The sequence below is a fragment of the Oceanobacillus longus genome, assembly GCF_042650085.1.
Classification (GTDB): Bacteria; Bacillota; Bacilli; order Bacillales; family Amphibacillaceae; genus Oceanobacillus; species Oceanobacillus longus.
In genome coordinates, this window is sequence record NZ_JBHSAO010000011.1 from 414,095 (window position 1) to 432,800 (window position 18,706).

The 18,706-nt window shown below is 37.3% G+C and carries 21 protein-coding genes; 14 read left to right on the forward strand and 7 right to left on the reverse strand.

Translation table 11 applies throughout. The annotated features are described in order from the left end of the window. Nucleotides 1-80 precede the first annotated feature (80 nt). A complete protein-coding gene (locus ACFOUV_RS15825) occupies nucleotides 81-248 on the reverse strand; it encodes a hypothetical protein (protein WP_379497753.1) in 168 nt (55 codons plus the stop codon). A 263-nt stretch (nucleotides 249-511) separates the two neighbouring features. After that, nucleotides 512-1,663 (reverse strand): CapA family protein, encoded by a 1,152-nt coding sequence (locus tag ACFOUV_RS15830; RefSeq protein ID WP_379497754.1) that lies wholly within the window; start codon nucleotides 1,661-1,663, stop codon nucleotides 512-514. Between the two features lie 408 nt (nucleotides 1,664-2,071). Between ACFOUV_RS15830 and ACFOUV_RS15835 the strand changes: the two genes are divergently transcribed. The 8 genes from ACFOUV_RS15835 (at nucleotide 2,072) to ACFOUV_RS15870 (ending at nucleotide 6,965) form a co-directional block, all read left to right on the forward strand. Then, nucleotides 2,072-2,410, forward strand: coding sequence for a YwqH-like family protein (locus ACFOUV_RS15835; RefSeq protein ID WP_379497755.1), 339 nt, complete (start codon nucleotides 2,072-2,074; stop codon nucleotides 2,408-2,410). 50 nt (nucleotides 2,411-2,460) lie between these two features. Further along, nucleotides 2,461-2,739: a YwqI/YxiC family protein gene (locus tag ACFOUV_RS15840; protein ID WP_379497756.1), complete on the forward strand. Its 279-nt coding sequence runs from the start codon at nucleotides 2,461-2,463 to the stop codon at nucleotides 2,737-2,739. Between the two features lie 14 nt (nucleotides 2,740-2,753). Next, nucleotides 2,754-4,199, forward strand: a complete 1,446-nt coding sequence (locus ACFOUV_RS15845) for an LXG domain-containing protein (RefSeq protein ID WP_379497757.1) — start codon at nucleotides 2,754-2,756, stop codon at nucleotides 4,197-4,199. Nucleotides 4,200-4,237: 38 nt separating this feature from the next. Further along, nucleotides 4,238-4,948 carry a hypothetical protein gene (locus tag ACFOUV_RS15850; RefSeq protein ID WP_379497758.1) on the forward strand — a complete coding sequence of 237 codons (711 nt, stop codon included), beginning with the start codon at nucleotides 4,238-4,240 and terminating at the stop codon, nucleotides 4,946-4,948. 42 nt (nucleotides 4,949-4,990) lie between these two features. Further along, nucleotides 4,991-5,782, forward strand: coding sequence for a hypothetical protein (locus ACFOUV_RS15855; protein WP_379497759.1), 792 nt, complete (start codon nucleotides 4,991-4,993; stop codon nucleotides 5,780-5,782). Nucleotides 5,783-5,799: 17 nt separating this feature from the next. Continuing rightward, entirely contained in the window at nucleotides 5,800-6,237 is a 438-nt protein-coding gene (locus ACFOUV_RS15860; RefSeq protein WP_379497760.1) for a hypothetical protein, read from the forward strand. Nucleotides 6,238-6,321: 84 nt separating this feature from the next. Continuing rightward, nucleotides 6,322-6,585, forward strand: a complete 264-nt coding sequence (locus tag ACFOUV_RS15865) for a hypothetical protein (protein ID WP_379497761.1) — start codon at nucleotides 6,322-6,324, stop codon at nucleotides 6,583-6,585. A gap of 68 nt (nucleotides 6,586-6,653) precedes the next feature. Then, nucleotides 6,654-6,965 carry a sulfatase/phosphatase domain-containing protein gene (locus ACFOUV_RS15870; RefSeq protein ID WP_379497762.1) on the forward strand — a complete coding sequence of 104 codons (312 nt, stop codon included), beginning with the start codon at nucleotides 6,654-6,656 and terminating at the stop codon, nucleotides 6,963-6,965. A 65-nt stretch (nucleotides 6,966-7,030) separates the two neighbouring features. Here ACFOUV_RS15870 and ACFOUV_RS15875 read toward each other — a convergent pair whose 3' ends face one another. From ACFOUV_RS15875 to ACFOUV_RS15895, 5 genes are read right to left on the reverse strand one after another with little or no spacing between them, the layout of a single operon-like run. Next, nucleotides 7,031-8,182 carry an acyl-CoA dehydrogenase family protein gene (locus ACFOUV_RS15875; protein ID WP_379497763.1) on the reverse strand — a complete coding sequence of 384 codons (1,152 nt, stop codon included), beginning with the start codon at nucleotides 8,180-8,182 and terminating at the stop codon, nucleotides 7,031-7,033. A gap of 16 nt (nucleotides 8,183-8,198) precedes the next feature. Continuing rightward, complete coding sequence (locus tag ACFOUV_RS15880; RefSeq protein WP_379497764.1) at nucleotides 8,199-9,185, reverse strand: electron transfer flavoprotein subunit alpha/FixB family protein; 987 nt, start codon at nucleotides 9,183-9,185, stop codon at nucleotides 8,199-8,201. 24 nt (nucleotides 9,186-9,209) lie between these two features. Then, nucleotides 9,210-9,980, reverse strand: coding sequence for an electron transfer flavoprotein subunit beta/FixA family protein (locus tag ACFOUV_RS15885; protein ID WP_379497765.1), 771 nt, complete (start codon nucleotides 9,978-9,980; stop codon nucleotides 9,210-9,212). Between the two features lie 44 nt (nucleotides 9,981-10,024). Beyond that, the gene (locus ACFOUV_RS15890; RefSeq protein WP_379497766.1) at nucleotides 10,025-10,801 is read right to left on the reverse strand and encodes an enoyl-CoA hydratase/isomerase family protein; all 777 of its coding nucleotides are present in this window, start codon (nucleotides 10,799-10,801) and stop codon (nucleotides 10,025-10,027) included. A gap of 15 nt (nucleotides 10,802-10,816) precedes the next feature. Beyond that, a complete protein-coding gene (locus ACFOUV_RS15895; protein WP_379497810.1) occupies nucleotides 10,817-11,659 on the reverse strand; it encodes a 3-hydroxyacyl-CoA dehydrogenase in 843 nt (280 codons plus the stop codon). A 196-nt stretch (nucleotides 11,660-11,855) separates the two neighbouring features. Between ACFOUV_RS15895 and ACFOUV_RS15900 the strand changes: the two genes are divergently transcribed. The 6 genes from ACFOUV_RS15900 to glpK all read left to right on the forward strand — a co-directional run bounded on the left by ACFOUV_RS15900 (nucleotide 11,856) and on the right by glpK (nucleotide 18,692). Then, nucleotides 11,856-12,641: an IclR family transcriptional regulator gene (locus tag ACFOUV_RS15900; protein WP_379497767.1), complete on the forward strand. Its 786-nt coding sequence runs from the start codon at nucleotides 11,856-11,858 to the stop codon at nucleotides 12,639-12,641. 280 nt (nucleotides 12,642-12,921) lie between these two features. Continuing rightward, on the forward strand, nucleotides 12,922-13,998 hold the full coding sequence (locus tag ACFOUV_RS15905; protein ID WP_379497768.1) for a TRAP transporter substrate-binding protein: 1,077 nt from the start codon (nucleotides 12,922-12,924) through the stop codon (nucleotides 13,996-13,998). Nucleotides 13,999-14,109: 111 nt separating this feature from the next. After that, nucleotides 14,110-14,610 carry a TRAP transporter small permease gene (locus ACFOUV_RS15910; RefSeq protein ID WP_379497769.1) on the forward strand — a complete coding sequence of 167 codons (501 nt, stop codon included), beginning with the start codon at nucleotides 14,110-14,112 and terminating at the stop codon, nucleotides 14,608-14,610. A gap of 92 nt (nucleotides 14,611-14,702) precedes the next feature. After that, complete coding sequence (locus tag ACFOUV_RS15915; protein ID WP_379497770.1) at nucleotides 14,703-16,007, forward strand: TRAP transporter large permease; 1,305 nt, start codon at nucleotides 14,703-14,705, stop codon at nucleotides 16,005-16,007. A 73-nt stretch (nucleotides 16,008-16,080) separates the two neighbouring features. After that, entirely contained in the window at nucleotides 16,081-17,103 is a 1,023-nt protein-coding gene (locus ACFOUV_RS15920; protein WP_379497771.1) for a DUF2804 domain-containing protein, read from the forward strand. A gap of 95 nt (nucleotides 17,104-17,198) precedes the next feature. Then, on the forward strand, nucleotides 17,199-18,692 hold the full coding sequence (gene glpK, locus ACFOUV_RS15925) for a glycerol kinase GlpK (RefSeq protein WP_379497772.1): 1,494 nt from the start codon (nucleotides 17,199-17,201) through the stop codon (nucleotides 18,690-18,692). The last annotated feature ends 14 nt before the right edge of the window (nucleotides 18,693-18,706 follow it).

The window sequence follows — 18,706 nt, forward strand, 5'->3', positions numbered from 1 at the left end:
TCAAAATGATTTATGTAAGGCGGGACAAGGGCATAGGCAACGATGAATGAAGCTACTTGAGTTAATGAGAAATAAATAATTTAACTACTTTTGTTTCTTTGGCCTGCCAGAAATTCAATTACCTCTTCTAGATTTGTGGTATATAGGAGTGTGTTTGTAAAATCATACATCGTATTATGTTCCACTACGAAGTATTCATCAGGATCAATGGTATTAAATAATTTTTTCCACTTGAATTTCTTTTCCATCTTTTTAGTCTCCTCATTGACGCAATCCAATTCTATCTTTAAAACAGCATAACTTGGAGCTTTAATTTCAGTAAGGGACGTGAGGGACAGGTTCCTTGTCCCAGTTTTGTATGTAAACCATTGCCAAAATCAAGTCCCTTTTCTGAAAAGACTTTGGAGGCTTTTGGATACAACCTTTGTAGGAGCATGCGAATCAAGCACGTCGTCCTACAACTACTTTCAGATAATCTTGGGACAGTGAACCTGTCCCTCTGTCCCTTCTTTTATTGTTCAACCGATTCCCCATTCGAAAATACAGCAATACTTTCCTCCATACGATAATCTTTATAAGCAAAATCATTCTCGGGTATTTCTTCACTTAGTGTTACTATTTTATTCAGCACACGTTCTGCTTCTTTTCCTTCCAATGGTGTCGGTTGGTAGTTATTTCGATTTGTAACGGAAGAAATACTTGTTGGGATAATCTTTATATCCTTCTGATCCGTTAGCTCATCAAAGCCAAAGTGAAAGGTTTGTTGAAAAATAAATGTATCTTTGTCATCCGGGTTTCGGTTTCCACCAAACATAAAGTTTCCTAGACTATAAACTATATATTTTGATTTATATTCCTCAATCCCTTGTACAACGTGTGGATGGTGGCCAAGTACTAAATCTGCGCCTGCATCAATTGCGAACCTCCCGAGAGATTGCTGTGTGGCATTCGGATGATAATGTCGCTCATCTCCCCAATGAAAGTTAGCAATAACGATTTGTGCACCTTGTTCTTTTAGTGAGGCGATATCTTTTTCCATCTGCTGACGTACTTCACTTGTATCATTCCATCCGTTATATCCCAATGCACCTATCGTTATGTCATTTATTTTTTTTAGAAAATATTTGTCATATCCGAATGAATCGATTTGGTATGTATTCAGATTGGTAACCGTGTCTTCGTATCCTTTTTCTAAGTAATCAAACGTATGATTGTTTGCGAGATTTACTGCTTCTACACTCGATAAACTTAATATTTCAGTATAGGAAGGTTTTCCAGCAAATCGAAACGTTTTCTCCGCCTTATTTAGGCTGGTAGTTAACGTGGTTTCTAGATTCACAATCGTCAAATCGTCTGCTTCAAAGATGGGGGCAACATTTTTGCCAAAATGATCAAGGCCAGATACGTCTGCTTCATGATGAAATGTACCATCGTATCCAAAGCTATCATCACTGCCTATCGTGACATCTCCTGCAGCGCTGATTGTTACCGTATTTTCATAATTTATTACTTGGTTAACAATTGTAGACAAATCCATAGTAGCAAAATAATTCTCTTTAAGGGGGTCCGGTGTGCTAGCTGCCTGTATCTCTGGCTGTTGAAATGGTTGGTTAGATAAAAGAAAGGTAAAGCAAAGTAATAAAGGAACCGTCAGTTTGGCCATCTTTTCAACTCCATTGGTCTCATTCTCATTTCTAGGATACGTTTTATATCATTTGTTTAGAATGATTATATCAAGAATAGAATCTACTTTTATAGATAATCGTACGACAATTACTTACAAAAAACGGAATAATACCCCTTATTATAGGTTTATGAAGCAGCAGGTTATGAAGAAGATACCAGTATCTTGTGTTCGCTTTTTATATTGACTTGAAAGACCTACTGTAAAGTAAGACAAAATAAGCACGGAAATATGAAATAACTAGGAAAATGGACTCGTTTAAATGGTTAAATAAACCTAATTTACTATTCTGGCATTTTTCTTCCTATGTTAAAATTAAAGAGATTGAAAATTTTATAAACGGGTTTATATGAGACGTTATTTGTTAGGATTGAGAGGTGAAAGGTCTTGTCTTTGTTTTATTATTATGGGCTTTTAAGAGAAAAACGGGAGCAGCTTCAAAGGCTGCAGGATTGTCAAAGCAAGCTGCAAGGATATAAACAGGAGTTTTCCAGTTTTATTGGCCCCATCATGAATCCTGAACTTTCAACATTTACGTGGCAAGGAACACTTGCAAAGAAATTTGAAGAGATACGAATGGAAGGGATGCTCCATTCCTATACAGACATAGAAAACAATCAATTTAATGAAGTTTTCTCTATGCTAAGTAATAAGATGCAACATTTACGGAGTGAAATTCAATCGATTGAACAGACGATTGTCAGATTAAAATCAGTAGCTGAATAGAATAGTAAATGACCCATTTAAAATAAATACTTTTGTAGGGAGGTTTCTTCATGGGGAATGAAATTAGAGTTAACCAGAGTGAGATAGAGCAAAACCTTTCAAAAATTAAAGCTACAACAGACTCTCTTCAACCAGCTATCCCGACTAATATCGGAAATGGTAATCGCTTGGATGTGGTGGCGAAACTAAACGAATTAAATCACAGTTTAGAACAAATGGTTCAGAGTTATAAAGAGCTACTCCTACGAAATGAAGAATTGACTCGTCAATCTGTACAGGGTATGGCAGATGCCGACAGAGAAATATCTTCACAAATTAAAGTTAGGTAGGGAGAGAAATAGGGATGAAAACACTGGATGTCATGTCTCTGGAATCAGGAATAGAACGAATCGTTGCTAAGTTAGACCAGCAAAAAGAACAAATGAGTGAAATTGAATCTGCAATCGGTCACTTTATCTCTCAGGATTCCTCTTTTAAAGGAAAAGGAGGTCAATCCATAAGAGCTTTCTACCAAGATGCCCATCAAACATTTCTAGCATTTTATCAGCAAATGATCGGTACATATGCATCAACGTTAAAAAATATAAAAAATGAGCTCCAATTGTTAGAACCGGCTCAAAATGGGGTTATACAAGAAGGCTTTCTTCAACAGGACGTTGAGAACGGATTGAATCAAGCCAGAGATATGGTAATCGAATTAACAAATGAGTCTAATCAAGCGATTCAACGTGTTCAGGATATCATCTCATTACCTCAGCTTAAAGATGACACTTTTCTTCAACAAGTTAATTTTGCTAGACAACAGAAAGACCAAACGGTAGAAAAACTCATCGAATTTGATCAAAGTCAGTCCAGTTCCCTCGATCCTATTGATCAGGACATTCAAATGATGAATCAATATATTCAACAAATACATGGCCTCTTCTCAAGTGGAAGAATTGCTATTGATACGTATCAACCGAATACCGGATATAACCCTCATGTTGCAACGAATAGAGGCGCGATGGACCCTTACGACGCGTTAATGAATCATCCAAGGTTTGTGGAGAATGGTGTAGAAGCTTCAGACACCGTAAATGGATACCGACCGGAGTGGGATCCGACACCAACTCTGGGGGTTAACTTTGATCAATGGCGAGAACAGCCAGTTAATGCTGCAACAAATCTAGGTATGTTTGCTGCAACTGCATATGGAGCTTCAAAGAATGTGAACTTAGCTAGACAAGGCTATGGAGTGACAAGAACGAACTATACGACAGCGCAAGGGGACAGAAGAGTTCGAGTAAATGTAGACAGGCCTGAATTGAACAACATAAAAAAAAGGACATATTCAGGGGCGAATGCTACTAATTATACAAAGCTTTATAAGCAAGTTGATCCTTTGACAAATGTAAAAGAGTCCTTTAAATTCGCCAGTAATAAAATAGGTTATATTGGAGTAGGAACGACCGTTGTTGGAGATATTGTTCATGGTATTCAACGAAATGATTCGGCAACTGAAATTGCAGGGAATGTAACCGGAGATGTTGCTGTCGCGGGAGTATCTATCGCGGGTTCTGCCTATGCTGGGGCAAAAGCAGGGGCACTTGCAGGTACATTCATTGGTGGTCCTGTGGGGGTAGCAGTAGGAGCGGTTGTAGGTGCTGCGGCAGGGATTGTCGTAACCACGTTGTTAAGTGATATGAAATTTATGGACGTGGATAATGATGGAAAATCAGATTCAATCGGAGATGCTATTAAGAAAGGAACCACAGGCATCATGAATAAGATTGGTTCATGGTTCGATTAATATCAGAAAGAGTAATATCATCATAAAGAGGTGTAAAATTGAACAAACGACAAGCGATAGATAAAATTACAGCATCCTATTTAAACTTACAAACACCACGAGAAAATAGAGGGAATATTATCGCTTTTTTTATTATATTTTTGGATATAATGGGGTTACTACCGATATTAGGCGAACCCTTTTCATTTCAGTTTTTTTGGCCTGCTATCATTCCGGTAGGACTTCTGCATTTATGGGCTATTTTATATATCGTAGCTCCTTATAAATTTGAGCAATCCTACTATTTATTTTTTGGCATTTACAGTGTAGTAAATACATATATTTACTTTTTGGTTATACAGAAATTATTGTATGTAAATATAGGAGTTGAAAGCCAAATACCTTTTCTCGTAGGTCTTTTATTACTAATCTGCTTATTAGTATTCTTTCAATATTTCAATATAAAAATGTTATATTCAGGGAACTATGCAAAGCTTCAGAAGAATGGATCAAAATCGAAAATGAATCTATCACCCTTTCTAACCGCTTCTAGTATTGGTTATGTTATTGCTCAGATTCTGATGGCATCCTTTATGACCGATTCGATTTTCAACATTATCATTATTTCAGGGGTATCAATTATGTCCATATTGACTGCGTTTTTTTCAATTTCTATCCATCGTTTCTTTTTCATTAAGAAGAATCAGGAGGCTGTTCGGAAAGTATACCCTGAGTTCGGACTACCAAAAAAGCACAGAAAAAATCAGTAATATTTTTTAATACATATAAACGATGGGAGGAGGAGAAAGCGAATGACACATTGGACATTAACAACGAAAGACCTCTATCTATTAGTAAAAATGCTGGGCGGTAAAGTATTGATCGGTATCTCCTATCCATTCCCAGAACATCGGATCGATGAGATGGAGAAGGAATGGGAAAGAACATTTAAAAAGCTACATAAATTAGAATTAGTTGATTATATAGATGGAGAATTGAAATTTAAAGATCAATTCATTCGTGCCATGTGGGTTTTGGCAAAAACTAACCTAGTTGCGGAAATAGTAACAGATGATAAAAAACAAAGCTTGTTCTATTTTAGCGATGATAGCGTAATCGAATGTATGAAAGTAAATGAAGCAGAATTTAGCGTTGTTGTGCACCATTCCCCTGATTGGACGTGGAGGCAAATCATTATACCTAGAATGCTCATGGGAATCGAAAATCTCTCTACTCGTATGGATGAAAGGTTGCTTATCATCCCAAATGATTATAAACGCTACTCCAAAGATGGAGGAATATATAATATAGAGCAAGTGGCAGCTAACAATGAATTGGAACAAGATAGTTTACTAGTTAAGCAATTGAATAGATCCTTGCAAAGTAAAGTGCATACCAATCGTTTAATGATGTTCTATCAAATGAATAATAATTGGAGTATTGAAGGAGCACATGTGCTGTCTTCCCCATCCTTTAACTGGACGTTAAGAATGATTAATGAAGATGGAATCGAGTGGTTGGAAGCCAAACAAGCATCTGGTAAACGTTTGATGCGTGAAATACTAGGCGTTATGGAGAGGGTTAAAGAGATGCAATCTGTCTAAAAGGAAGGTGAAGCCATATGCTTTTTAAAAAGAAGGCAGAAGAGGATCGTTATTGTATTGCGATTTTTACTGAAGAAGAGCTAGATGAAAATGAATATGAACATTTGGTTGATCGATTGGAGGAATCAGAAAACGTTGGGGTCACCACAGAGATTCAACTAACTTCAGAATCTATCGTTCCCTTAGAGAAAAAGTTTCCAACTACTGAAATTAAAGCTCCAAGTTTTGCTGTTTTAAAGATCGATAGCGATAGAATTAATGAAGAAACAAAAAAGATGGAAAAGAAATTCATATGGAAAAAGTTATTTAATACCATTCCTCCTGATGAATATCTCGTAGTGGAACATCACGCGATGTATGATTTTACAAATACACTCCTTTATACCGCAGATCTAGAAGAGGTCATTGGATTTCTGGCAGGGCAAAGGAACAGGGAAGTGGGGCAGACTCCATAGCCATCAAGTTAAGCATTTTTATAGACAAATGCCACGTTTTTCCATATGCTTCTTTTCAAAAAAACTTCTGAGGAGGAGCGTTTTTTGGCAACTTATTTAGATAGAGAAAAAGAATTTGAATTATTGGCTGATGAACTTCAAAATAGGTTTTCCACTGAACAGATTCAGCTACGGGATCAAGAGACAGACATTATGAAAAGAAAAACCAAACTAAAACCAGAGTATTTTCTTCTCCTTTGTTCATTTTTAAGTGATTCCTTTGGTGAGAAAAGCCTCACAGAGTGTGGCAAAGTTATCTTCTCATTTCAATGTAGGCATAACTACAGAGGGATTAAATCAGCGTTTTAATACGAAGGCAGTCGAATTTTTAATGCGATGTTTTCAAGCATTGTTGCTTGGACAATTAGTTCACTCTGATGGCTATGGCGCCTGACCCCACCACGTTCGCTTTGATTATGGATTTTGCTGATACCTGCCTTGATTTTGCAAGAATTGATATTTCAGAATCCATGCAAGGCAGAAGCTTGCGTTCCGTATTGGAGAATAATACACCAGAGGTTTGGCAGACTTCCATGTACTACCGTAACTGGGAGCATTTAAGTACAGAGCATAAAGTAGGTGCGCATTATGGTGTCCGAACACATAAATATAAACTCATCTATTATTATACAGAAAAGAGGAAGAAACTAGGGGCTTTATTTTATGCCCCTAGCTTCTTTCATTCTTGAAATTCATACCACTTATGCTTAAAGTCAGGTCTCTATGGAGCAAATGCTCCAATCCAACGCTTCACCTACTTCTGATATTCTTTTTTAATTTGAGCGGCAATGATATTTTTTTGTATTTCAGATGTGCCTTCATAAATCTTGGTGATGCGGGCATCTCGATAGTATCTTTCAATTGGATACTCTGCAACATAGCCTATTCCGCCATGAATTTGCACCGCTAAATCTGCAACTCTATTAAATACTTCTGAGCCGTACAATTTTGTCATTGATGCATGTTTTATTACATTTTCTCCTTGGTCTGTCATCCAAGCTACACGGTACACGAGACTTTTCAATGCTTCAATTTCCATATCCATTTGTGCTAGGTAATGTTGAATAATTTGCTGTTCAAATATTGGTTTATCAAATTGGATGCGTTCCATGGAGAAACACACACTGTGCTCCAGAAGTCTGACGCTTGATCCCAGGTTTCTTGCAGCTAATCCGGTCCGACCGTTTGCTAGAATCTTAAGAGCATTGACGTATCCACGATTATATTCTCCTAGGACGTTTTCCTCTGGAACTTCACAGTCTTCAAAAAATAGTTCTACCGATTGAGAACCATGCAGTCCCATCTTTTTCTCCACAGCACCTATTTTCAGGCCCGGAAAATTCTTTTCAACAATAAAGGATGTAATTCCTTTCGCACCTTTGTTTGAATCGGTTACTGCCATGACAGTAAAAACATCCGCCACATTGCCGTTCGTAATATAATGTTTTGTCCCATTTAAGATATATTTTTCACCATTTTTTACTGCTATCGTTTTTAAATTAGAGGCGTGTGACCCAGCATTCGGCTCTGTCAGTGCAAATGCACCGATCCATTCGCCGCTTGCCATCTTTGGTAAGTATTTTTGTTTTTGTTCTTCGTTTCCTAATTCAACAATTCCCACTGTTCCAATTCCGGTATGTGCACCAATTAATGTCGTATAGCCATTAACAGTTTTTCCGAGTTCTTCAAAAATCGCGCATTTTTCGACCATGTTAAGTCCCAGACCGCCATACGCTTCAGGAATACTTAGCCCAAAAAGCCCCATATCTCTTGATTGCTGTAATATTTTTTCCGGAACCTCATCTTTTTCCTCTATTTCCTGTGCGACAGGTTCCACTTCATCGTAAATAAATTTCTTCACAATTTTCTTCAGGTCCAGTAAATCTTCATCTAATCTAAAATCCATAGCTGCTTCCCCCAGTTTAAGATTGGATTGGTTCTTTCATCTTTTTAATTGTTTCATTCAATTTAGGTACAATTTCTAACGCATCACCAACAATCCCGTAATCTGCAATATTAAAAATTTGAGCTTCAGGGTCTTTGTTGATCGCAACAATGACTTTAGAGTGTGACATACCGGCTAAATGCTGGATGGCACCGGAAATTCCGCAGGCAATGTAGAGGTCCGGTGTAACAACTTTTCCAGTCTGGCCAATTTGCAGGGAGTAATCGCAATAACCTGCATCACATGCTCCGCGTGAAGCACCAACCGCTGCGCCAAGTGTGTCTGCCAGTTCATATAGAGGTTTAAATCCTTCTTCACTTTTTAGTCCCCGTCCACCGGCAATGATGATTTTTGCTTCTGCTAGATCGACGCCTTCAGAAGATTTACGGATTACTTCGGTAATCACTGTGCGCAGATCCTTTATTACGATATTATCAAGTTCAGTCACATCACCGGAGCGGTTTTTATCTGCTTCCTGGAGAGTAAAATTGTTTGGACGAATCGTGACAAAAAGCAGTCCATTTTCAATCTTTTTCTTTTCAAATGCTTTACCGGAGTAAATCGGGCGGATAAATAACCCATCTTTTCCGCTGCCTTCAATTTCTGTAATATCAGACACTAAGCCACTACCCAGCTTGCTCGCTATGCGGGGCGCCAGATTTCTTCCGACTGATGTGTGGCCAAGAACAATGCCAGTGGGATTTTCTTTTTCAATCACTGCAATTGCTGCTTGGGTAAATGCATCCGGTGTATAATTTTTCAATTTTTCATCTGTAACCGTAATGGCACGGTCGGATCCGTACTGGATCATTTTGTTCGCTGCGTTTTCCGTTCCATCATTTCCAAATACTACTGCTACAATTTCCGCATTTTCATCGATTTGCTTAGCAGCTGCAATTGTTTCAAAGGATACGTTTCTTACTACTCCAGCTTTTAATTCCGCAAATGTTAAGATTTTACTCATAGCTATTTCTCCTCGCTTTTTGAATTAAAGTACTTTCGCTTCCGTATGTAATAGATTGATAAGTTCCTTGATCTGATCATCTATTTCGCCTTCTAACATTTTTCCTACATTCTTTTCAGGCGGCAAGAATACTGCAGTTGTAACTGTTTTTGATTCGTAATCTTCTTCTTCCAGATTGAGGTCATCCAATTCGATTTCTTCTAATGGTTTCTTTTTCGCTTTTATAATACCTGGAAGGGAAGGGTAGCGTGGTTCGTTGAGACCTTGCTGACAAGTTACTAAAAGAGGCAAGGAAGTTTTCGCCTTTTCTATATCTCCCTCTGCATCACATTCAATGTTTACTGTATCGCCGTCGATTTCGAGTTTCGTAATTGTTGTGACGTACGGGATATCAAGCTTATCTGCAAGACGCGGTCCAACCTGTCCGCTGGATTCATCAACCGAGGAATTCCCAGCAAGAATAATGCTCACGTCTTTATCTTCAAAATAAGCTTCAAGAATGCGTACGGTCGTAAATGCATCGCCTTCTTCCACATCCTCTGTGTTAATCAGGACAGCTTTGTCGGCCCCCATTGCTAAAGCAGTTCGAAGCTGTTTTTCCGAGTCCTCATCACCGACAGTGACAATCGTTACTTGGCCGCCATGTTTCTCCCGAATCTTTATCGCTTCTTCTACCGCATACTCATCGTATGGGTTAATAATAAATTCAGCACCATCTTCCTCAATGAATCCATTATTAATTTGAATTTTTTCTTCTGTATCAAATGTCCTTTTTACCAACACATAAATATTCATCAAAACACCTTCTTGTATTATATTTTTAAAGTAAAATTTTTCATTTATTTGCCATTAAACTCAGGTGCACGCTTTTCTAAAAAGGCGTTTGTTCCTTCAAGCTTATCTTCAGTACTCATTAGAACTGCCTGCGATAATTTTTCAATTTGCAAGCCGGACTGAATACTTGTAGCATTTGTTTGATCGATTGCGAGCTTAGCAAGTTTTAAGGCGATAGGAGCTTTCTTTATAATTTTTTTGGCGATCGTTTTTGTAGTATTTAATAATTCTTTAGCCTCAGTGACTTGATTGACCAAACCAATTTTTTCGGCTTCTTCTGCAGAAATAATGTCACCAGTGAAGATGAGCTCTTTCGCTTTTCCCATTCCGACTAATGCAGTAAGTCGCTGCGTCCCGCCACCGCCAGGGATGATGCCAAGACCAAGTTCAGGTAAACCAATTTTTGCCTTTTTTGAAACGATGCGAATGTCACAAGCGATTGCTAATTCACAGCCCCCGCCAAGCGCATAGCCATTTACCGCAGCGATTATTGGTTTGGAAATTCCGGCTATATGATTTGTTAATTGCTGCATAGTTGACTCCAGGGATTCAATCGGTGTGCGATCACGTAGCTTCCCGATATCCGCTCCAGCAGCAAAAAAGTTCTCTCCTTCACCTGTTAAAATGATGACTTTTACTGTCTCATTCCGATCGAGAGAGTCCATATGATACATCAGTTCTACCTGTGTGTCATAGTCGATTGCATTCCGCTTTTCAGGACGATTGATCGTAACGATTGCCATGCTGTCTTCCACTTCAACATATAGGTTTCTTTCTTCCATGATTCCACCCCCTTTTTAATAGTTGTAAAATCCTTGACCTGATTTACTGCCGAGTCTGCCTGCTTTCACATATTTCGTTAAAATTGGGCTTGGGCGATACTTTTCACCAAGCGTTTTATGAAGGTATTTCATATTCTTTAATCGGGTGTCCAATCCCACCAAGTCGGCAAGTTCTAACGGTCCCATCGGATGATTTAGGCCTAATTTTATCGCTTTATCAATATCCTCTGCGGAAGCAACACCTTCACTCAGCATGTTCATTGCTTCATTTCCGATCACGCAATTCATACGGCTCGTTACAAAGCCTGGAAATTCGTTCACGGTGACGGTCTCTTTCCCCATTTTTTTTGCAACCTGTTTGGTGACTTCCAGGGTCTTATCCGACGTTTCCAATCCTTTAATGATTTCTACCAGCTTCATTTTATAAACGGGATTAAAGAAATGCATTGCAATGGTGCGGTGTGGGCGGTTTGTTGCAGCACCAATTTCTGTCGGGCTCATCGTGGATGTATTCGTTGCCAGAATCACGGATTCCCTGCAGAGCTTATCAAGCTTTTTAAAGATATCAATTTTTAATTCAAGAATTTCTGGAACAGCCTCAATAACGAAATCCGTATGCTGAACAGCTTCTGATAAATCCGTTGTAAGATGTAGATTGCTGAGTGCTCGCCATTTAACTTCTTCAGAAATTTTCTTGATTTCAATCCCTTTGTCCAGGTTCTTCTCTATTGTCTGTCTTGCACATTGGAGTTGTTCTTCGTTGATGTCATATAAAGTAACCTGGTAACCCGCTTGTGCAGAAACGTGAGCAATTCCTGTTCCCATTAATCCAGAACCAATTACTGTAATATGTTTAATAGCATTCATATCTCCAATCTCCTTTCTTTTGGTATCGCATTCATTTTTATAAATAATTTAAAAATTTAAATTGTTGTCTTCGATTCTATACGGGAAGTATTTTTTTGTCAACAAAATATTAATTTGCTAGCAAAAATTATTTTTGTGATATAATAAATGATAAATTCCATAATGAAATGATGGTGAGGGTGAAGGTATGGATCAAAAAATAGAGGGCACTTCCTTAGCAGATAAAAAATACAGTGTGCCAGCAATTGTGAATGCATTTGAAATTTTAAAATTGCTAAGCAGAAACAAGTATAAGGAAAGCACTTTAACAGAAGTAGCTAATGCAGTTAACTTAACGGCACCCACTTGTTATCGGCTATTACAGCAATTAAAAGAATTATCACTTGTTCGTTTTGATAACAATAAAAAGAGATATACGTTAGGAACCTATTTGGTCATCCTCGGTGAACGGGCAAAGGAAAGTCTTGATTTTATAAGTATAATTGAACCTTATTTAGCAGAATTAACAAGAGGGACTGGTTTAACTTCTTTATTAGCGAACCGGGTTGATGATCAGCGCTTAACCCAGATTGCAAAAAATGAAGGAGAAGATTTTGGGATTAAAATTTCGATAGGACGCCATTTTAATATTTTGGACGGCGATTCGTATGGAAAATGTTTTCTTGCGTTTATGAATGAAGAGGAACGAGATGAACTTCTAAAGAATGAAAATGAAAATTACCGACTGAAAGTCGTGACAGAATTGAATGATTATAAATCTTATGGTTTTTCCTGGAGTTATTCGAAAGGAAATAGAAGCAGATTTCCAGGGATATTTGGGGTATCTTCACCGATATATTTGGAGAAAGGAAGGTTGGAGCTATGTGTTTCCGTTGTTGGAATGACGGCTCAGTTTACGGAGGAAGAAGTGATTAAAACAATTGGTCCACAAGTGAAGTTAATTGCGGATCAGATTAATCAGGAATTTAATTAGTTTCATAGTAGTTTTAAAACCCTGCATATAACAGAAAATGCGGGGTTTTTTATATTTTAGCCTTTATGGGAAAAAGTGCTTAGAATTTTTTGAAAAATGTTGTTGACTTTTGTAAAAAAATATAATATTGTTTTAATTAAGTCATTTCAGAATAATCATTCCGTATATTGGAATGGAAGGGAGGAAGTAATACAATTAATCGTATTCAAAGTATATAAATTGTAAGCGCTATATTACATGATTTGATTTAAAATTTATTATTCTTATAGGAGGAAATTTTATGAAGCATACTAAACTATTTTTTTTAATTATCACTTTATCGATGGTTTTTGTGGTTGCAGCATGTGGTCAAGATCAAGAATCAGGTGCGACAGAGTCTGAGGATGGTACCACTTTAACTTTGAATCACTGGTTAAGTTCCAATCATTATATTGCAGATGCGATTGTTGAATGGGCTGATATAGTGGAGGATAAAACGGAAGGAAGAGTGAAAGTAGAAGTATATTCTGATGGAGCTCTGGGAAGTCAATTGCAAGCTCATGAAGATATTGCTGGTGGGGTTTATGATATTGGAGAAATAACGGTATCAACAATGGAAGACACTTCAATATTCGTACATTCCATTGGAAACTTACCTTTTGCCTTTGATAATATCGATACTTCGTTTGATGTTATGGGAGATTACTTAGATAAATATGGTGAGGAAATATATGAGGAAAATAATCTGGTTTATATGAGCAACTCAACCAGCTTTAATTATGCTTTACATTCACGTACACCGATCAGAAACATAGATGATGCAAAAGGAAAAATAATAAATGCGAGTGCAAACTCGATGGCTAGCGTATTTAAGGAATGGGGTTCCACACGTGAATCCATGGCATTTTCTGAATTGTATCAAGCCATTCAAAGAGGAACAATTGATGCACTATGGGTTCCTGCTCCAGCAGCATACGATACGAACTTTTATGAGGTAGCACCATATATTACAAAATTTAATGGACCTGCGTATAATTTCCAAGCTGCATTTGTTATGAGCCCGTCAGCTTTTGAAGGGCTTCCGGACGACCTTAAACCTTTGTTTGAAGATGAGCTATTCCCGCTATTAGGAGAAATGCATAAGGAATCCTATCCTAAGGAAGAGGAAGTTTGGAGTACGATTGATGAACTACTTGCTGATTCAGAAGGAGAAGTTATTGAATTAACTGCGGAAGAAGAAGCAGAATTTCAAAAAGGTGCAAAGCCGGTTTGGGATGAATGGGTAGAAGAAGCAAATGACAAAGGGTATCCAGGCGACGAAATGATGGATGACTTTAGAAAGTTACTGGAAGAAGAAGGCGTGGAAATACCTTTTTGATAAAATATATACTGTGAAGAATTCTTTAATGAAGAATTCTTCACAATTATTCCTTGATGTATCAATTGCAATTAGATGAATCGAGTAAAAATGATTAATGAGGGTGGTACTTTGAAACGAATAAATAACATAATCCATTTCACAAGATTTTTAACAAAATGGATAGGGATGATTACCATATTTGTGATGATGGTAATTGTTACAATAGCCGTTATTTTAAGAGGGTTTTCAAACCCGTTTACCGGACAGGTTGAAGCCGTAGAATTATTAATGTTGACGTTAATTATGGTTGGTCTATCCTATACACAATCAGAGAATGCTCACATTGATATTGGGCTAATAGTAGACAAGTTTCCAATTCGAGTACAAGCCGTATTTGATATGATTGCAAGCGTTCTCATGATAGCGGTATGTTTCATAATTTCATTCTTTAATTTTGAGGGTTTCTTTAGTTATGTTGAGATTGGTTACACATCTTCTGTTTTATCGATCCCTCTATTTCCATTTAAACTTATTGTTGCAATCGGAATGCTGTTATGGGGATTAGAAGGATTATTAAAATTAATAAGATCCTTTTTAGTTTTTCGTAAAGGTGAGAATCTCTCAAGTTAAGTGTTGTTTCCAGTTTCAGTTATAGAAACAATCATTTATTCTGAGCGAATCAAATTTATCAGTAGACACCATATAATGGGGAGGTTTTAGTTTTGTCACCTATAGTAGTTGGGATTATATGTATTATATTAATGTTTGTTTTAATGTTTAGTAGAGTCCCCATTGCAATATCTATGGCTGTACCAGGAATATTAGGAGCAGTTTATTTAAGAGGGATGGATGCAGTAGGAAGTATGTTGAATACTGTAGTGTGGGATCAAAGTGCAAGTTACATTTTTAGTACCATCCCGTTGTTTGTGTTGATGGGCGAACTATTATTTGCCGCTAATATTACAAAGGATTTATTTGATTCCTTTCGCAAATGGTTTGGAGGCTTAAGAGGTGGTCTAGGAATTGCCACGATTGGAGCGTCCTCTATTTTTGCAGCTTCATCTGGTTCAAGTATTGCAGCTACAGGTACTATGGGGCTGATTGCCACGAACGAAATGAGAGAATCTAATTATAAAGATTCCTTTGCTGGTGGAACGGTTGTTGCTGGCGGTACCTTAGGTGTTCTGATACCACCAAGTACAGCTTTCATTATTTACGGACTAATGGCAGATCAGTCTATAGGCCAGTTGCTAATTGCCGGGATTATTCCAGGCGTCATGCTTACCATCATCTATATGGGAATTGTCTTTTTATCTGTAACCATTAATCCATCTCTTGCACCACGAAGTGATCTAAAATTTACATGGAAAGAAAAGTTTGCATCATTAAAATCAACCATATGGTTTATTGCCCTGTTTGTTCTAGTTATTGGTGGTATGTACATAGGCATATTCAGTCCAACAGAATCTGCTGGAATAGGTGCAGCTGGGGCGCTTACCCTTTGTTTAATAAGAGGTGGGCTTACATTCGAAAAAGTCGTTACTGCTTTTTCTAGAACGTTAAAAACGACTAGTTTTATGTTTGCTATTATATTAGGAGCGTATATCTTAAATTACTTTTTAGCATTAACAAGATTGCCTATTATGTTAGCGGAATGGATAACGAATTCTGGTATATCAATGTATGGTTTTCTATTCCTTATTATTATTTTGTATATACTTTTGGGAATGGTTATGGATTTAGTAGCTGTTATGGTTATTACGATGCCAGTCTTCTTACCGACATTAATAGCTTTCGACTTTGATTTGATTTGGTTTGGGGTAATTGTAGTTATATTAATTGAAATGGCAATGATTACGCCACCGGTAGGTATTAATTGTTTTGTATTAAAAGGTGCAGTGCCTGATTTACATCTAGGTGACATTTTTAATGGTGCCATTAGATTTGTGATTGGATTGGCTATCCTGCTTGTACTTATGATTCTGTTTCCACAAATTCCATTATTTTTACCAGGATTTTTAATGTGAATACTTTAATTGAAATATAGTTCTGTTAAAAATCACGAATGAAGATATATACAATTAAAAGGAGGATTTACAAATGCAAAATGAAATAAAAACCGAAAAAACACTTCTTGATGAGAAAGGTCATCTTAATGAAGCAGGTTGGGCGCGTGACTTACTTTTAAAATATAACAAAGAAAATATTCATGCAGCTATCGAAGATGTTAAAGAATGGGATTATTACTATACAGGTAACGATAGTTATGGTCTAGGTCTTTCAATGGCTAATTTGGGCAAGAAAAGATTTTTATCGGTACACTTTATGGATTACGAAAACGAAAAATATTATATGAATTTTTCATCTTATCCAATTTCAGAACTAGAATCAGATCAAATGCCATTAAATAGTCTAGATAATGCTGCATTTGACAATAAAAATGTACAATGTCGCTACACTCGTACAAAAGAAAACCATTCAATCGAACTGAAATTTGAAAACTTTAGGGACGGAGAAGACCTAGAAGCTAATTTAACGCTATCTATTCCAAAGACGGACTCTATGGTAATCGTAGTTCCGTTTGATGAAGACCCTACGTTATTTTATTATAATCAGAAAATTAACTGTCTGAAAGCCAATGGAACAGTGGAACTTGGTGATAAAACTTATCCTTTTTCACCAGAAGATTCTTTCTCCGTGTTAGATTGGGGTAGAGGTGCCTGGCCACCAACTAGTACATGGTATTGGGGCAGTGCAAGTGGAAAAGTAGATGGGGTTGATTTTGGTTTTAATATTGGTTATGGGTTTGGAAATACTTCGGCAGCTTCGGAAAATCTACTTATTTATGAAGGGAAAGCTCATAAATTGGAAGATATTAAATTCCATATACCTGAAAGTTCGTATTTAGAGCCATGGACCTTTACTTCCTCTGATGGAAGGTTTGAAATGGATTTTACACCCATAGTAGATCGTCATTCAAATACGCCCAGAGGAAAATATGCTTCAAATCAGCATCAAGTATTCGGAAAATTTAATGGAAAAGCGATATTAGATGATGGTACTGTTTTAAAAATCTGTGATTTCATGGGCTTTGCAGAGAAAATTGTAAATTCTTATTTGTGAGCCAATATAAATAGACAGGCGACAATTCTCAACAGTAACTTATTTTTACCATTAAAAATAATCATATAAAGAGCAGCCTAGGAGGAGCCCTGTTTATGAGTGGATTTATTTTATCTATAGACCAAGGAACAACTAGTTCTCGTGCAATTTTAGTTAACAATAAGGGTGAAATTGTTGAAGTAGCACAACGTGAATTTGAACAATTCTTTCCAAAACCAGGTTGGGTTGAACATGATGCAAATGAAATTTGGACATCAGTCTTGGCTTGTATTGCTGATGTTTTGAGGAAAGCAGATATCGAACCTGATCAAGTTGTAGGCATTGGCATTACAAACCAAAGAGAAACAACGGTCATTTGGGATAAAAACACTGGAAAACCTATATATAGAGCGATTGTTTGGCAGTCACGGCAAACAGAAGAAATTGTACAGGATCTACAGGACAAAGGGTATAATCGCCTGTTTAATGAAAAAACAGGATTGCTTCTAGATCCGTATTTTTCCGGTACAAAGGTTAAATGGATTTTAGACAATATAGATGGAGCTAGGGAGAAGGCGGAACAGGGTGAACTTCTATTCGGTACCATAGACAGTTGGCTTGTTTATAAGTTATCTGGTGGAAAAGCACATGTTACCGATTACTCCAATGCTTCTCGTACCCTTATGTTTAATATTTATGATTTAAAGTGGGATGATGAATTACTTGAAATCCTAACTGTGCCAAAGAGTATGCTTCCTGAAGTCAGACAATCATCTGAGGTTTACGCGAATACTGTGAGTTATCATTTCTTCGGTAAAGAAATCCCTATAGCAGGTATTGCAGGGGACCAACAAGCAGCGTTATTTGGACAAGCGTGTTTTGAAAAGGGAATGATTAAAAACACTTATGGTACAGGTGGGTTTCTTTTGATGAACACTGAAGAAGAAGGTGTTCAGTCAGATAATGGCCTATTAACAACGATTGCTTGGGGTGTGGACGGCAAAGTTGAATATGCTTTAGAAGGAAGTATTTTTGTTTCTGGTTCTGCTGTTCAATGGCTCCGTGATGGCCTTGGTTTAATTGGAAGTACTCGAGAAAGTGAAAATTTAGCTAGTAGCGTTGAGTCAACAGATGGCGTATATGTGGTGCCAGCATTTGTTGGATTAGGTACGCCATATTGGGATAGTGAAGCACGTGGCGCTATATTTGGAATAACGCGCGGTACCGAGAAAGCACATTTTGTTCGAGCTACACTAGAATCTCTCGTTTACCAATCTAAAGACCTTGTAGATGTAATGGTTTCTGATTCTGGTATTGAGGTGAAGTCATTGCGTGTGGACGGTGGAGCAGTGAAGAATAATTTCCTGATGCAATTCCAAAGCGACCTCCTGGATGTTCATGTTGACCGTCCGGTTATAAACGAGACAACAGCTTTAGGTGCGGCGTATTTAGCTGGTTTAGCAGTTGGGTATTGGAAAGATAAAGAGGAAATTGCAAAAATGTGGAAAAATGATCATACTTTTACACCTAATTTTTCAGAGGATAAACGTAATAGACTATATGCCGGTTGGAAGAAAGCTGTCACAGCAACTAGAGTATTTAAAAACTGATTCATCACTATTTA